The following is a 16155-nucleotide window of genomic DNA, read 5'->3' as shown; positions in this document are numbered from 1 at the left end:
TCTTATAAATAGTATTATGACTAAAAATAAATTCGGATTAAATACCATCTGCACACATACAGGTGAAGTAAAGGATGAACAATTTAAAGGAGTCGTATCTCCTATATATTTAAGCACATCCTACGAGTTTTTGGATGTTGATGTTAAACGCTATCCGCGTTATTTTAATACTCCCAATCAAGAACATTTATCCAAGAAGATTGCTGCTTTAGAACACGCGGAAGCCGCTATGATTTTTGGTTCTGGTATGGCTGCGATTAGCACCATGTTTTTAGCATTTTTAAGACAAGGTGATCATTTGGTGGTTCAGAACACATTGTATGGAGGTACATTGAATTTTATAAAAGAAGAATTTCCTAAGTATGGTATAGAGTACACGTTTACTAATGGTTATAAAGTTGAAGATTTTGAAGCGGCCATTCAACCAAATACAAAATTGATTCATATTGAAACACCTTCAAATCCTTTAATGACCATTACAGATATTAAAGCGATTGCAAAACTCGGGAAGTCTAAGGGCATTTTAACCTCTATTGATAATACTTTTGCCTCACCTGTAAATCAAAACCCTATGGACTTAGGCATTGATATGGTGATGCATTCTGCTACCAAATATTTTGGTGGACATAGTGATATTTTGGCTGGTGCTGTAGCAAGTTCTAATGAACATATGGAACGCATTTGGAACGTGGGTAAAAATCTAGGAGGAAGTCTAAGTGATATGACCGTTTGGATGCTAGAACGTAGTATGAAAACTTTAGGGTTGCGCGTAAAGGCACAAACTAAAAACGCTATGAAGTTGGCAAAATGGTTAGAAAAACATCCGAAAGTTTCTAAAGTCTATTATCCAGGTTTAAAATCGCATCCAGATTATAAATTGGCAAAATCTCAAATGAGTGGATTTGGTGCCATGCTATCTTTTGAATTAACTGAAGATTTGGATGCACTTCTTTTTCAAAAGGAATTAAAGCTCATAAAATCTTCTATGAGTTTAGCTGGAGTTGAGAGTACAATGTTATCTCCGTATCTCACGTCTCATGCGTTATTAAGTCAAGATGAACGTGATGCTATTGGTCTTAGCAATCAATTAATTCGGTTTTCTGTAGGTATAGAAGATACAAAAGATTTAAAACGCGATATAGAGCAAGCTATAAATAGCACAAAGCACTAAGTTATCTTAAGACTTTTTTTGTCTAAAATCACATTTTAAATTAAGTTGTAGCGACAGTCTGTTAAAGCTTTTAGTTTTAAACGAATGTCTTGCGTAGCCAATTTCTGTATTTATATTTTTAGTTATTAAAATACCCAGCCCCATAAAAGCTCTATTTTGTTGAAAATCAAATTTGTTTAAATTAAAATGGATTTCATCATAGGTAGAAATAAAGAGGGTATTATTTAGTGGTATTTTAGTTTTAAATCTATAGCGAATTCTATGCGTTAATTGGTTTTCTGTAGGGTATTCTAAGAAACGCTGTTCTAATCTCAGCCTCTGAGAAAAACTAATAGTGTTTAATTTATGATTAAAAATTAATTGTTCAATTATTCTATTCTCTTTAGTGTGAGGAATGTCGTTGATTTCAAATGAAGAATCTATATCACCATAAGCATAAGATAGACCTATAGATAATTTAGGGTTAAAATGATAATTCAGCCCTAGGATACCTAAACGTAAATGTCCTCTATTTGCAGGTAATTCATAGTTCCAATTGGTGAATGAGCCGCTAACACTGAATTTATCACTTATTTTGTTAGATGACGTAAGTTCATACCAAGATCCTAATTTGTTTTCGCCTGTGTTTTGCGCATACAATGGATTATGAGATAGTAAGAAAACGAATAGTAAGAGTAAAGTGTTTTTCATAATAGATTGTATAAGAAAAAAGAGCCCATTTCTGGGCTCTTTTCAGTCATGGAACTATTAAAAATGATCATTTAAGTGATGGTGTTCATCAATTAATGGACCACCTTCAATAATTTGTTGAGATGCTTCACTTGCAAATTTTTCAAAATTCAAGTGGAAAGAATGTGCGAGTTGAATGGATTTGCTGACATACTGGCCTTTATTTTCCCAAGTATTCATTGGATCTAATATATCATCAGGAACATTAGGACATGTTTTTGGCATAAATAAGCCAAATATAGGATGTTGTTCAAATTCAACATTGTCTAATTTTCCATCAAGAATAGCCGTAATCATAGCTCTGGTGTATTTCAGTTTTATACGAGATCCTACTCCGTAAGGACCTGCGCTCCAGCCTGTATTAATTAACCAAACATTGACGCCTGCATCTTGCATTTTTTTACTTAACATTTCAGCATAAACTGTTGGATGTAAAGGCATAAATGGTTCACCGAAACATGCAGAGAAAGATGGTACTGGCTCTGTAATACCAGCTTCTGTACCTGCAACTTTAGCGGTGTAACCAGAAATAAAGTGATAGGCAGCTTGTCCTGGTGTTAATTTTGAAACTGGTGGTAACACACCAAATGCATCAGCTGTTAAGAAGAAAATATTTGTTGGATTACTAGCATAAGATGGCTTTTGAATATTGTCTATATGGTAAATCGGATAACTAACACGAGTGTTTTGTGTAATCTTGCTGTCCATATAATCAACGTCTCCGTTATCTTTAAAAACGACGTTTTCAAGAATTGCACCAGGTTTAATTGCTCTAAAAATGTCAGGCTCTTTTTCTTCAGATAGATCAATAACTTTGGCGTAGCAACCACCTTCAAAATTAAAAATGTTGTTATTTGCTGTCCAGCCATGTTCATCGTCACCAATTAATTTTCGGTTAGGATCTGCAGATAAGGTTGTTTTACCAGTTCCAGATAATCCAAAGAAAATAGCAGTATCACCATCTTCGCCAACATTTGCAGAACAATGCATAGGTAAAACGTCTTTTTCAACAGGAAGAATAAAGTTTAAAGAAGAGAAAATCCCTTTTTTAATTTCACCTGTATAAGCAGAGCCACCAATTAGGGCAATTTTCTTAGAAAAATTAAGGATAGAGAAATTTCCTTGACGTAAGCCAAAAGCTTTAGGATCTAATGCTTCATAACCTGGAGCACAAAGCACCAACCATTCTTCTTTAAAATTTTCTAATTCAGATTCGTCAGATCTCAAAAACATATTATACGTAAACATGTTAGACCAAGGATATTCTGTAACAGTTCTTACATTGGTTTTGTATTCTGGATCAGCACATACATAAGCATCCCTAACATAAATTTCTTTACCACTTAAATAGTTTGTGATTTCTGCTTGTAATTTATCAAAATTGTCTGGTGAAATCGCTTTGTTGGTTTTTCCCCACCAAACTTTATTTTGGGTATAATCATCTTTTACTATAAAACGATCTTGAGGAGAACGACCTGTAAACTTGCCTGTGTTTATAGCTAAAGTTCCATTAGCGGTTTCTTTTCCCATTCCTTTTTCAATAGTAATGGCTTGTAATTTTTCTGGTGAGAGGTTCCAATGGGCATTGGTGTCTTTCAATCCGTACTTTGTAAGGTCTCTCGTTTTCATAATCGGTTGTTTTAATGTTTCCATGAGTTTATAGTTTTTCAATTCGACTTTCGATTTTAAAATGGCCATATGATTGGCACAAGTAGTAATGTTGTTATTAGGAAGAGTAGAAGCAATGGTGCACCTACTTTTAAATAATCCATAAATTTATAGCCACCTGCTGTCATTACCATCGCATTGGTTGTAGTACCTACTGGTGTTAAAAATGCGGTAGAGGCGCTAATAGCGACTACAATCATAAAGGGTGCTGCAGAAATGTTTAACGTGTTTGCAGCTATAATTACAATAGGTGCCATTAATACAGCAGTGGCTGAGTTATTAATAACTTGGCTAAAGGTTGTAGTCAATAAAAACACACCGCCCAATAAAACGACAGGATGAAAGCTTCCTAAAGAATCCACTAGGCCATTTGCAATCAATTCTGCTGTGCCTGTTTTTTGTAATGCGATTCCCATTGGTATCATGGCAGCAATCATTACAACGCTTATCCAACTGATACCTTTATAAGCTTTTACCATCGGTACGCAACCTGTAATCATTATGATACCTGCAGATAGTAGTGCCGCAACAGCGCCTGGTACAATTTTAAAAACTAACAATACAATCATTAATATGAGAGACGCTAATGCGATATAAGATTTAATAGTAAGGTTCGTCACTGTTTTGGCCATACCTTCAGGACTACCGCAGATGACTAAATGTTCATATTGATTTTTTAATTCTTCTATAGCGCTCCATTGCCCTCTAATTAAAAATGCATCTCCAGCTTTTACTATGGTTTCGCGTTCTGTTAAAGGTTTGCCGTTTCTTGAGGTAGCCATTAATTGTACATTATAACGTTCAAAAAAATGACTAGATGTTACATTTTTACCAACAAGCGCAGATTGTGGTGCTACTAAAACCTCAGTCATACCAACCTCTTGGTTAATAAGATTGTGTCTTAACTCATCTTCAATAGAATCTAGAGGTAATAAGCCTAACCGAAACTTAATCATTAAAACATTAATTGCTTCGGTATCTCCTTTAACCGTAATAATATCGTGGTATAAGAATTCCGTTTGGTCCGTTGGAAGTTCAATAAAAGGATCATTACCTTTTAAAAGACTTGGATGACGTCGCTTAATACGTAGAATGGTAACGGCATAATCTTTTTCAAAATTCCAATCTCCTAATTTTGTGTTTAATAATGGAGATACTGATCTTACTCTTAATCTGTAATAGTCTCCATCGACTTTGTAAGCTTCAATCCATTGGTGTAACGTCGTATTAATATTTACAGGTTTATTATTGGTTTTGTTACTTGGTAAAAGTCTATAGCCTATAAATTTAAAATAGAGTAGTGCTAATAATAGTAGAGGTAATCCTATAAGTCCAAATTCGAAGAAAGAAAACCCTTCAAGTCCGCTTTCTATCATTGTATTGTTTACAATGATATTTGGAGGTGTACCTGTTAAAGTTAATAAACCACCTGTATTAGAGCCAAAAGCTACTGGCATTAATAATTTAGAAGGTAATGTACCAATACTCCAAGCAGAAGCAATTGTCACAGGCATTAGCGTTGCCACAGTGCCCGTATTACTAACCACGCCAGAAAGTAATCCAGAGCCTAATGTCGTTATTAATAAAAGCTTCATTTTGCTTTTACCAGCCATTTTTATAAACTTTTCACCAGCTAAGGCAGTCCAACCTGTTTGAGATAAACCTTCTCCTATTATAAATAAGGCAGCAATCATAATTACCGTTGGGTTGCTAAAACCGCTTAATGTTTCTGTTAAGTCTAATATCCCAAAGACAAATAAGCTCAACATTGATATAAGTGCGATAATATCTGGGGTGAATTTCCCCCAAATAAATAAGGAAATGGTAATAATTAAAATAGCTAACATTAAGGTCATAAGGACGTTGTCTTTTAGTAATAGTGTAAAGATAGAGTCAATGAAAAGCAATATTTATGACGAAAGTCATACTTTAGAAGTATTGCGAATTTTTCAATTTTGATCACTGAAATTTGAGATAATTAAGGATTTATCTAATCGAAACCGTTTGCGGATTAAAAAGAAAGCGATTATCTACCTTCTTTTTAATATTTTTGACATTCAAGAGAAGAGACGTAAGAGATGAAACATCTATTATGAAATTTTAATTTGATTAAAAAAGGGGATTAGATATTCTATCTAACCATAAGAAAACAATAAACATATGCAGATAAAACTAGATATATTGGCAATTGGAGCGCATCCGGATGATGTAGAATTAAGTTGTGGCGCAACCTTAGCAAAAGAAGTTTCTAAGGGCAAAAAAGTCGGGATTATAGATTTAACCAGAGGAGAGCTAGGTACAAGAGGTACTGCAGAAACTAGAGATGATGAAGCTTTTAATGCTGCTAAAATTCTAGGTGTACACTCTAGAGTTAATATGCGATTTGCAGATGGCTTCTTCGCTAACGATAAAGCACATCAATTAGAGCTTATAAAAATGATTCGTTATTTCAAACCAGAGATTGTTATTTGTAATGCCATTGATGATAGACATATTGATCACCCAAAAGGAAGTCAATTGGTGAGTGATGCTTGTTTTTTAAGTGGATTGAAAAAGATTGAGACTATTCATAAAGATGAAAATCAACCGCAAGACCCTTGGAGACCAAAAGCGGTATATCATTATATACAGTGGAAAGATATAGAACCAGATGTTGTTGTTGATGTCTCTGGTTTTATAGAAAAAAAGGTCGATTCTGTTTTAGCTTATAAAACACAATTCTTTGATCCCAATAGTAAAGAGCCTGAAACTCCGATATCTAGTGAGAACTTTACAGATAGCGTAGAATATAGAGCAAGAAATTTAGGACGTTTAATTGGTGTAGAACATGCTGAGGGTTATACAGTTGAGCGTTATGTAGGAGTAGAATCGTTATTTGATTTAAAATAAACTCAAAAACTATTTGCAAGAGATAACAATTAAATTATCTTTGCAATCCAATTTAAAATGGTGGTTGTAGCTCAGCTGGTTAGAGCGTCGGTTTGTGGTACCGAAAGTCGCCGGTTCGAACCCGGTCTTCCACCCAGAATACAAAGCTTCTCTGAAAAGAGGAGCTTTTTTTGTACATACTATTCTGTGTTAAAGGATAGGAATCGGGTTTTATAATGATCACAGTCGAGATAAATTAAGTATTCGATCTAAAAGTAATTAGCCTTTTAATAATGAAAAGCTGTTTTTTGATTTAAATAAAAGAAAAAAGATCTCTCAAATTAATGAAAGACCTTTTTGTATACTTTATATAATGCTCTATTTATTCAGTAGCTTTATCAACAATAATGCGTTCGTCTCTATTAGCAACTTCCCAAGCTGTATAGAAAACCAAACGGGTTCTGGTTTCTAATAGATCGTATTCTATTTTATCTGGAGTATCTGATGGTCTATGGTAATCATCATGTGTGCCATTAAAGTAAAATATGACAGGAACATTATTCTTTGCAAAATTGTAGTGATCAGATCTATAATAATAACGGTTTGGATCGTTTTCATCATTAAAGGTATAATCCAATTCCATATTTACATATTTTGCGTTTGCTTCTTCTGAAATATTATGTAATTCAGTACTCAATTTATCACTACCAATTAAGTAAACATAATTTCTTGTACCTGTATCACGTTTAGGATCAACTCTACCAATCATATCAATATTTAAGTCGGCAACGGTATTTTCTAGAGGAAATATAGGATCATTATCCGTATAATGTTTCGATCCTAATAGCCCTTTTTCTTCAGCTGTAACATGTAAAAATAATATAGAACGCTTTGGACCATGACCTGCTTTTTCGGCCATTTTAAACGCCTGTGCAATTTCTAAAATAGCTACAGTACCAGAACCATCGTCGTCTGCACCATTGTAAATTTCACCATTTTTCACACCTTCGTGGTCTAAATGCGCTGATATAACTAGAATTTCATCAGGCTTTTCAGAACCTTTTATATAGGCTACAACATTTTCAGAAGTGATAGACTCCGACTTATTTTCAATTTCTAAATTAATAGTAGCTTCAATTTCTTTAGCTGTAGAGTCTTTAGAAATAGAAGCATATAGAGCTTTTCCTAAATTGTCATTTATCATCAGCATTACAATTCCGGTATCATTACTCTTTAAAGATAAGCGACCTGCGGTTCCAGATTCTGATTGACGTTTGTAGAAGCTCGAATATCTAGAAAACAAATCATTATCCATAAATAAGATTCCTTTAGCTCCATTTTCTATAGCAGCTTCTCTTTTACTTGATATGGATTGACGTCCATTAGTCCATTTTGTACCGTCTGTAGTACCAGAAATAATAAAATTACCTTCAGCGTCTTTAGGCTCCCCTGATTTTGCTAAAACAAATTTTCCTTTAACATCTATATTTTTATAATCTGAATATTTTTCATCATCAATACCATAACCAACATAAACGATATTGTCCATAGACATGTTTACATCATTTGAAACCGTTAAAACAATTTGATCTTCAAAACTTTTAAATGTTTTTCCGTTAACTGTTAATTTAGCTTCAGCAACTTGCTGTTTTTCTAATGGGACTTCTTGAAAATAGTCATCACCACCTAATGGAGTAGGGATGCCCATAGAGATATACTTTTGTTTTAAGTATTCTACAGCCATTTTCTGACCTTTTTCACCTGTATCTCTTCCTTCAAATTCATCAGAAGCATACTTATATAACATTGTTTTTAGTTCATCAGAAGTAATCGAAGAAGCATATTCTGTTGGATCAATTTTTTTAGATTGATTAGATTGTGTTGTGTTTGCACTACTTTTAGAAGATGTGCCACAACTAGATAGTACTGCAAAAGCAACACCTAAGAGTAGAGTTTTTTTCATTTAAAGAAAGTAATTAGGTAGTTAGTTATAAATTAAAGATGGTATTAAGCTCACCTTTACATAAAATTAGCTTTAAAATTACGAAAATTGGATAGGCTTTGTATTTGGTCTAGTTTCTTTTAACAAACTTTAACATCAGATAATTTCTTTCTTAAGTCGTGTTTTAGAGTTGGCCAAATACCATGCTGTAGCAAATATTAATTTTGTGCGTTTTTCCAACAAGGGATAGTTGATTTTATCTTCGGTATCTGTTGGTTTAGTGTAATCTTCGTGCTCACCATTAAAAAAGAAAATAACAGGCACCCCTTTTAAGGCAAAGTTATAATGGTCCGAGCGATAGTAATAATGATTAGATTCATTCTCACCATTATATTTATAATCGAGATTAAGGTTGATAAATGTAGAATTGGCTTCCTCCGTAATATAATGGAGTTCACTACTCATTCTGTTTGAGCCAATGACATAAATATAGTTTTCATCGTCTTTATGTCTGTCATCAACACGACCAATCATATCCATATTTAAGGTAGCAACTGCGTTTTCGAGAGGGAATATTGGGTTTTCTGAATAGAATTTAGAGCCATACAAGCCCACTTCTTCAGCTGTCACATGTAGAAAAACAATACTTCTTTTAGGTCGGTATCCATCTTTAGTAGCTTGGCTAAAGGCTTCTGCAATTTCTAAAACAGCAGAAGTACCAGATCCATTATCGTCTGCACCATTATAAATTTCACCATTAATAATACCTTCGTGGTCTGAATGTGCAGTAATATATACATATTCTTCAGGAAATTCAGAACCTTCAATATATGCTATAACATTTTGCGATGCGTTGAGGTTTTTTGGCAAGGCATTTTTAGGTACTTTTTGAAAATAGTCTGGATACGATTCTGGCGCACTAATATCTCTGTCTTTATATTGGTCTCTAATATAGTCACAAACTAAATTGTGCCCTTCTTCACCAGTCATTCTACCATTATACTTATCTGAAGCCACTTCTACTAAATGTTCTTTTAATTCTTTAGATGTAATGGTGTTCAAGTACTTTTTAACAACATCTTCATCACTATATGAGATGCTATTTTTTAAGTTGCTAATTTTCTCACTATGTCTAATTGTGGCACAAGAACCAACAAAAAGGAGTACAGAAGCAATAAAGACTTTCATGTAACTATTTGATTTACGCAAAAATAAGATAAATAGATTTAAACTTTTCTTACAATTAGTGAGAAATTTTTAAAATTTGCTCTCTATTTGTCTGTTTTCTAGAAGTTCCTTAGATTTATCAGTATCTCTTTCACCTTGTTGGTCTAACTGTTCTGTACTCTCTACTTCGATTGTTTTATAAACGCCTTTGTATATGGTGAGTCCTAATGACATAATGACTAATAAAAATATATATTGAATAGGTTTTGTTTTGGACTGGTCTTTTTTTGAAAGAAACACTAAAGCCAAGCCACTAATAAAGGCAATAACTATTGGGATTATTGCAAAATTTGAATTACGAGATGCTGATAATGTAATGGCAATTATAGCTGCGATAAGTCCAAGTATTATAACTGTTTTTTTCATTTCTCTTAAATTTTTGATTTTTTAAAATTAGATTTTTTTAGTGAAAAAGCAATTGAGTTCGTTTTAAAAAGTAATTAATTAACATTTATTGTGCCGAAAACAGATGGCTTTCTAAAAACAGAAGGAAATTATAGTTTGTAAATCAATGGATTAAAAAAATTTTAAAAATCTACACGAAAATCTTTGCCTAGAACAAAAAAGCATTTTATATTTGCATCCGCTAACGGAGAGCTGGCAGAGTGGTCGAATGCGGCAGTCTTGAAAACTGTTGAGGGTCACACCTCCAGGGGTTCGAATCCCTTGCTCTCCGCTGATAAAGTTGTCAAATGACACTTTAAAAGTCAAAACCCTATAAACATTACGTTTATAGGGTTTTTTGTTTTTTGGTATATACTCAAAATACACATTATATATCAAAGTTATGTTACCTTATGGGTTACCCTTGAAATTCTAAAGAACTAGGGTAACTATATGTTGAGGGAATCCTTGGGAATCCCTAGCTATACCTCTGTTTTACTGATAATTTTGTCTAACATTTAAATTAGTAAAACTATGATTAAAACATTTTTCTATCTAAAAACGGATAAGCAAAACAACAAAGGAGAGTCTCCAATTTATGCCAAAATTCAATTGCAAGGCAAAACAACTACTTTAAGTACAGGTAAGTTTATTAAAAAAGAACGCTGGGATTTTACCAATAAGCTAAGGAATAAGCTACGGTTGAATTCTGAAAAGAATTGCAAACTAGCTATCGATTTAGTAGAGCAAAAAATTGAAGATGCTTATTTTGTGTTATCACGCAATAGTAAGGATGTTACTTTATGTGAAGTTAAAAATAAACTCAATGGTAAGACTGCGAAATTAGGTGACTTAGATGTTATAAAACTATTTGAAAAGCATAATGACTATTTCAAAAAGAAGTTTGAAACTGGGGAACGCTCTAAAGCTTCACTTCAAAAATATAATAGAGCTAAAGATTTGTTAGCTAATTATATTAGAACGAAACATGGTAAAACATCCTTTAGTATAAATAATATTGATAACCAGTTTATCTATAATCTTGAATCTTACCTCAAATATGAATCCTCTTTTAATTATAAAGTTGGTATCAGCCATAATTCGGTAGTTAAGTATTTTCAATGTTTTAAAACAGTTTGTTTTTATGGAATTAAACGCAACTTAATTACTACCAATCCATTTTTAACTTATGATGAGAAATTAGTAAAGAAAGAAGCTGTTTTTCTTACTAAAGCTGAATTAGAGCGAATTGAAGCAAAAGAATTTAGTACAGATAGATTAAATAGAGTAAAAGATATTTTTCTTTTTCTTGTTATACTAGTTATGCACCTATAGATGTTCAAAATTTAACAAAAGACCATTTAATAAAGGATAGTGAGGATTCTTTTTGGATAAAAACCAACAGAGCTAAAACCAATATTAAATCAAATGTTCCAGTTTTACCATCCGTAAAAAGAATCATAGATAAATATTCTCATTTAGATGAAAATAGGTTACTTCCAAAAATTAGTAATCAAAAGGTTAATGAGTATTTGAAAGAGATAGCTGATTTATGTCAAATAAACAAAAAGTTAACACATTATGTTGCTCGTCATACATTTGCTACTACGGTGACCCTTGGAAATGGTGTTGCGATAGAAAATGTTAGTAGTATGATGGGGCATACAACAATCTCAATGACTCAACATTACGCTAAAGTTATGGATAGTAATGTAAAGAATGATATGGACAAATTGAGAAAGAAATTCATATAGTCCAATATTTTTTTATTTTAGAAGCCCTCAACGATGAGGGCTTTTTTTTTTAATAAAATTTATGCTAAAATTACTCAAGCTCAATTCGGAAATAGAAAAAGTACTCGAATTTCAAATAGAAATAAATCATACCATAAATAATTGTTTATATAATGGTATATGGGTTACTCAAATTCCAGAAAAATATTTTGATAATCAAGTGGAAAAAATTATTAAATTAATTGACGAAAGCATTGATTATAATGATGACAAAAATATTTTTTTTATTAATAGTCTTTTGGATGATATTGAAGAATTTATTAATAACTTGAATGATATTTTAGATAATTATCTTAAAAACAAATTTGATAGAGAGCTTGTCTCACATACTTTGGTTTATCCTAATAATCCTCCCACAATATCACCAATGGACTTAGAATTCCCTTCCCCTACAAATAATAATGATGATAAAGCTTTATATATAATTGATATAATAAGTGGTTTTTACGGTAAAGAATCAGGTGGGAATTACGGCAACATTGAATCAGTATTAGAAGAAGAATTTAATTTGAATGAAAATGAAATTGAGATTATATATTTGAGAGCACATATTACTTACACTCTAATGTTACATAATAAAATGGTTATCAGTGTTGGGAAGTTCTTACAAGATATTGTTAAAGTTTATAATCGTAGAAAGTCTAATATTGAAGAGAATTTACTTTCTATTAACCCTGAAAATCTTAAATTAGAATTTAATCTTTCCAAAACCAATCTTGGACATCTATTTTATAATCTTTATGAAGTTGGAATAATTGCTAAAGATAAGTCAGATACTAAAGATGAAAGAACAAGTCTTAAAAACTATATTAATCATGCTAATATTTTCTATTTAGATAAATCTACTTTCGCTAAGGCTCAGAAAATGACAAGAGCAATGCCTGTGGCAAGAGACACAGATTCTAAAGAGGTGACAAAAGAAATAATATTTCTAAATGACGTAGTTGATAGATTAAATACTAGAATTGACTCATTAACAAATATCAATGATAATTTAAAAAAGAGGAATCACTAATTAGATTGTTGGGAATCCTTGGGAATCCCTCGCTATACTTGGATAAAACCCTGAAATTTGTAGTATAATAATTTAAAAATTATATTATGAAAAACAGTGAATCACAGTTAGTTTTAGTATCAATAGACAAACTTCAAAGTCTATTAAATCCAGTTATTAATAGACTGGTTGTTATTGAGGAAAATCTCAAGAAAAAGTCAATAACACAAAAATCAGATTATTACAGAAATAAAGACCTTAAGTCAAGGTTTGGACTATCGGCAAATACTATTATAAAGTATCGAGAGACTGGTGTAATTCCATATACCATAATAGGAGAAGTTTATCTCTATCCTATTAGTCAACTTGAAGAAATTCTTAAGGAGAACTCGAATCTAGACTTATTCTTCAAAAAAGCCTCTTAAATAAATTCCTCTAAGGAATTTAAGTCAAATTCATTTCATCATTGAAATGACATTGAAAAAAATACAATCAACATATAATAATAAAGTAGCATAGATATAAACAAGAGCGAAAATCAAAGTAGCTCACAACACAATTAATTATGATAAAGTATATAGTACAAGTAAACACAACGAAAGTTAATGCAAAAGGGAAAAGAGATTCAAAGATTTTTGATTTTACTTTTCAAGAAGAATCGCCTATCGATTCTAGAAAAAAAGCCATTGCAAAAGTTTTAGAATTAGAAGATGAATTCCTTTACGGAGAAGTAAAATACGAATCGTTTTTTGAAGCGAACATGAAAGATTTTAAAAACTTTAATGCGTATTCCATCAATATATTCTTTGTAAACAGTGATGGTTGTGAATACTGTTTATACGGTGAAGATGAAGAGCAAACAATTGAGGCATTACAAGCTGAGGTTTATCATTTTGCTGAAGAAGATAATATTGTCTTAACTGATATAGAATATGCAGATGGAGAATGGGATTTTGTCAATGTAATTGAGATGAATCTCGATTTTCTTATAAACTAAATTAATTAATAGAGCGAAAAATAAGGTCGCTCATAAAAACTAAAAATAATGGAAAAATATATTATAAAACTAAACGTGTTTACATGTAATAATAAAGGAATCAGAGTTTCTGATTATTATGAAAAGGAATATAATGAAGTGACACCTTTTAAATCCCGACTTGAGGCTGTTAAAGAAATTAAAAGAATAACATCTATAATGATAGGCGAATCTTTAGGATTTGGAAAAGTGGATGATGTACTTAAATTCTTTATGATTGACCTAGTATTCTCACCTAAAAAAGGTATAGAGTACAAAATCTTTGGTGATAAGGAATTAATGGTATCATCTCTTGTTAAAGAAGCTAATTATTATCGAAAAAAAAGAAAGGCAAATTGATTAAAGCATTTGGAACTGATGGTAAACAATTTGAAGTACTTGAATCAGACTTTGATTTCTTCATACTTTAATAATTAAAACTAATTTTATATGAGAACATATATAAACAAAAAGAGAATCGGAGTTTGGTTGCCAAATAAGTTATTCCAAGCTCTTAAAACAGAAATTAACGTTTATAACCAATCAGCCAATGGTGTAAAGCTAAACTTAACGAAAGCGTCATATATAATGAACCTATTATATTATATTCCATTGAGTTCAGATGAAAAATATGAAGATGGTTGGATTCCAATATGTAGTCAAGCTTTAGTAAGGATAAAAGGGTATAAAAGATATATCAATTTCCTTCAAGATAAAGATTTCTTAAATAAGAAATGTATTGAATATAGTACTTCATCCAATACATGTAAAAAATACAAAATAGGTGATGCCTATAGAAAGCATTTGATTGATTTTCATTGGCTAGAAGATAATTCACGTTTTATCAAGAAATCGAATGAGATTAAAATTAGTAGAATGAGCGTTGCAGATGATAAGTGTCCACATTTAACAAAGTGGTTTAATCCAGAACTCTTATCAATAGATTCCTTATCAGCATTGAAATATATAAGAGATACTTATATAAAGGATTCACAGATAAAGAAGAAAAATAAACGAATATTTATTGTTAAGTCTATTCAGAATAAGTGTTGGTCATATAGTAGAGAAGGACTAGATAATAGGTTACATTCAATATTCACTGCAATACCTAAGGATTTAAGAAAATATGTTAAATATAATAATGAACAATTAATATCATTAGATATTAAGAATAGTCAGCCTTTTATTTATGCTTCAATTTTAAATCAAATAATAAATCCAAGTATTAATTTATTAAATAATTATTTATCTAATGAATACAATACACTACATGTCTCTATTATGTCAGACCTTTTAAATAGTGACCAATATAATGAGATTCAAATCTTTATAAATAAAGTATTAGATGGAACGTTTTATGAGCATTTTGGTGATATACTTTATAAAGAAGGATTGATATCTAAGGATATAAATGAGGAATGTTATATAGGAATGCCAAAGAGGATACGAGGAGTTTGGGTAAGAAAACATACCAATTACGATAACTTAAGAAAAGTTAGTAAAGATGTGGTTATGCAAATTCTGTTTTCATCAGAAAAACATAGTTCAGAATTTATAACAGTATTCAAAAGGCATTATCCTGAATTGTATAGAGTGATTCAATTTATTAAAAAAGAGAATGAGAAGAATTTCTTTCCTGTTTTATTACAGAACATAGAAGCGGATTGCATTTTAGACCATTGTACGAGGTTAATATCATCGAAACACCCAATGATGCCATTATTTACAATTCATGACTCTATAGTAACCACAGAGTCTTATGAGACTATTTTAAAAGAAGAGTTCAATAGACTTCTTAGTATTTATTTTGGACTAAAACCAAGATTGGAAAGTGAGGTTTGGACTCAGCAGTTTGATGAGGCTGGTTAAGATACTTTTTTGGTTGTAAATACGATATGGATATTTCTATTAACTAAAATTTTTTTGAAAAATTTTCTTCATATCCGACCTTTGTATATACAAGATTTTTATAATACCTACTATAAGGGAGGATACGGTAAACGTTTTTAATTTTTTTATTAAAATTTCATTGACACGTCCCTTTGTTTCGATTAAAAACACTGTAATAACGACACTTTAACCAATGTAATTACATCAGTTAACGTGGCGTATAGGTGTATTTTTAAAAGGTTAAATAGCTATTTATTTTATTCTTTTACCTTTTAGCAACTATTTATAATGTATAAACAATTATGAATATGAAACTACCTAAACCAGAAAAGGACGAAACTTTTATTATGAGGCTATCTAAAAAACAGAAGGAAAAATTATTAGAGTTAGCTAAAAAGGGTAAATACGGAAATAATGCAAGTGAGGTGTTAAGAAATTTATTAGAATCAGCTTATCGCAAAAGTTGAGGATTTC

General features: G+C 31.4%; 16 protein-coding genes and 2 tRNA genes. 12 read left to right on the top strand and 6 right to left on the bottom strand.

Annotated features, from left to right (window positions below; all coding sequences use genetic code 11):
• Positions 1–16: 16 nt before the first annotated feature.
• Positions 17–1171 (top strand): trans-sulfuration enzyme family protein, encoded by a 1155-nt coding sequence (locus ADIWIN_RS07090; protein WP_020894355.1) that lies wholly within the window; start codon positions 17–19, stop codon positions 1169–1171.
• 6 nt (positions 1172–1177) lie between these two features.
• On the opposite strand, the gene ADIWIN_RS07085 is transcribed toward ADIWIN_RS07090, so the two are convergent.
• The 3 genes from ADIWIN_RS07085 to ADIWIN_RS07075 are packed head-to-tail and all read right to left on the bottom strand — an operon-like array spanning position 1178 to position 5424.
• Complete coding sequence (locus tag ADIWIN_RS07085) at positions 1178–1861, bottom strand: DUF2490 domain-containing protein (RefSeq protein ID WP_020894354.1); 684 nt, start codon at positions 1859–1861, stop codon at positions 1178–1180.
• A 57-nt stretch (positions 1862–1918) separates the two neighbouring features.
• Positions 1919–3529: a phosphoenolpyruvate carboxykinase (ATP) gene (gene pckA, locus ADIWIN_RS07080; protein WP_235047049.1), complete on the bottom strand. Its 1611-nt coding sequence runs from the start codon at positions 3527–3529 to the stop codon at positions 1919–1921.
• Positions 3530–3585: 56 nt separating this feature from the next.
• Positions 3586–5424: an SLC13 family permease gene (locus ADIWIN_RS07075; RefSeq protein WP_020894352.1), complete on the bottom strand. Its 1839-nt coding sequence runs from the start codon at positions 5422–5424 to the stop codon at positions 3586–3588.
• Between the two features lie 310 nt (positions 5425–5734).
• On the opposite strand from ADIWIN_RS07075, the gene bshB1 reads away from it, so the two are divergent.
• Both bshB1 and ADIWIN_RS07065 read left to right on the top strand, forming a co-directional pair.
• Positions 5735–6457 (top strand): bacillithiol biosynthesis deacetylase BshB1, encoded by a 723-nt coding sequence (gene bshB1 / locus ADIWIN_RS07070; RefSeq protein ID WP_040756712.1) that lies wholly within the window; start codon positions 5735–5737, stop codon positions 6455–6457.
• A 59-nt stretch (positions 6458–6516) separates the two neighbouring features.
• A tRNA-His gene (locus tag ADIWIN_RS07065) sits at positions 6517–6592 on the top strand.
• A gap of 226 nt (positions 6593–6818) precedes the next feature.
• On the opposite strand, the gene ADIWIN_RS07060 is transcribed toward ADIWIN_RS07065, so the two are convergent.
• The 3 genes from ADIWIN_RS07060 to ADIWIN_RS07050 form a co-directional block, all read right to left on the bottom strand.
• The gene (locus tag ADIWIN_RS07060) at positions 6819–8399 is read right to left on the bottom strand and encodes a M28 family metallopeptidase (RefSeq protein WP_020894350.1); all 1581 of its coding nucleotides are present in this window, start codon (positions 8397–8399) and stop codon (positions 6819–6821) included.
• A 135-nt stretch (positions 8400–8534) separates the two neighbouring features.
• Positions 8535–9566, bottom strand: a complete 1032-nt coding sequence (locus ADIWIN_RS07055; RefSeq protein WP_020894349.1) for a M28 family metallopeptidase — start codon at positions 9564–9566, stop codon at positions 8535–8537.
• 69 nt (positions 9567–9635) lie between these two features.
• A complete protein-coding gene (locus ADIWIN_RS07050) occupies positions 9636–9971 on the bottom strand; it encodes a hypothetical protein (protein ID WP_020894348.1) in 336 nt (111 codons plus the stop codon).
• Between the two features lie 225 nt (positions 9972–10196).
• Between ADIWIN_RS07050 and ADIWIN_RS07045 the strand changes: the two genes are divergently transcribed.
• The 9 genes from ADIWIN_RS07045 (at position 10197) to ADIWIN_RS20495 (ending at position 16148) form a co-directional block, all read left to right on the top strand.
• Positions 10197–10281: transfer RNA gene (locus ADIWIN_RS07045), tRNA-Ser, on the top strand.
• A 242-nt stretch (positions 10282–10523) separates the two neighbouring features.
• Positions 10524–11324, top strand: a complete 801-nt coding sequence (locus ADIWIN_RS07040; protein WP_020894347.1) for a phage integrase SAM-like domain-containing protein — start codon at positions 10524–10526, stop codon at positions 11322–11324.
• Positions 11321–11743, top strand: coding sequence for a site-specific integrase (locus tag ADIWIN_RS21245; protein ID WP_316929642.1), 423 nt, complete (start codon positions 11321–11323; stop codon positions 11741–11743). The genes ADIWIN_RS07040 and ADIWIN_RS21245 overlap by 4 nt, the downstream gene beginning before the upstream one ends.
• Before the next feature lie 61 nt (positions 11744–11804).
• Positions 11805–12797 (top strand): hypothetical protein, encoded by a 993-nt coding sequence (locus ADIWIN_RS07035; RefSeq protein WP_020894346.1) that lies wholly within the window; start codon positions 11805–11807, stop codon positions 12795–12797.
• Positions 12798–12883: 86 nt separating this feature from the next.
• A complete protein-coding gene (locus ADIWIN_RS07030) occupies positions 12884–13201 on the top strand; it encodes a helix-turn-helix domain-containing protein (RefSeq protein WP_040756691.1) in 318 nt (105 codons plus the stop codon).
• 140 nt (positions 13202–13341) lie between these two features.
• Positions 13342–13773, top strand: a complete 432-nt coding sequence (locus ADIWIN_RS07025) for a hypothetical protein (RefSeq protein ID WP_020894345.1) — start codon at positions 13342–13344, stop codon at positions 13771–13773.
• 48 nt (positions 13774–13821) lie between these two features.
• Complete coding sequence (locus tag ADIWIN_RS07020) at positions 13822–14151, top strand: hypothetical protein (RefSeq protein WP_020894344.1); 330 nt, start codon at positions 13822–13824, stop codon at positions 14149–14151.
• A 90-nt stretch (positions 14152–14241) separates the two neighbouring features.
• Complete coding sequence (locus ADIWIN_RS07015; RefSeq protein WP_020894343.1) at positions 14242–15660, top strand: hypothetical protein; 1419 nt, start codon at positions 14242–14244, stop codon at positions 15658–15660.
• A 329-nt stretch (positions 15661–15989) separates the two neighbouring features.
• Positions 15990–16148, top strand: coding sequence for a hypothetical protein (locus ADIWIN_RS20495; RefSeq protein ID WP_161624668.1), 159 nt, complete (start codon positions 15990–15992; stop codon positions 16146–16148).
• Positions 16149–16155 lie beyond the last annotated feature (7 nt).

Origin of the sequence: Winogradskyella psychrotolerans RS-3 (genome assembly GCF_000427335.1) — a bacterium.
Lineage (GTDB): Bacteria > Bacteroidota > Bacteroidia > Flavobacteriales > Flavobacteriaceae > Winogradskyella > Winogradskyella psychrotolerans.
Note: the sequence above shows the minus strand (reverse complement) of the source record. Positions and strands in the feature narration are given on the sequence as shown.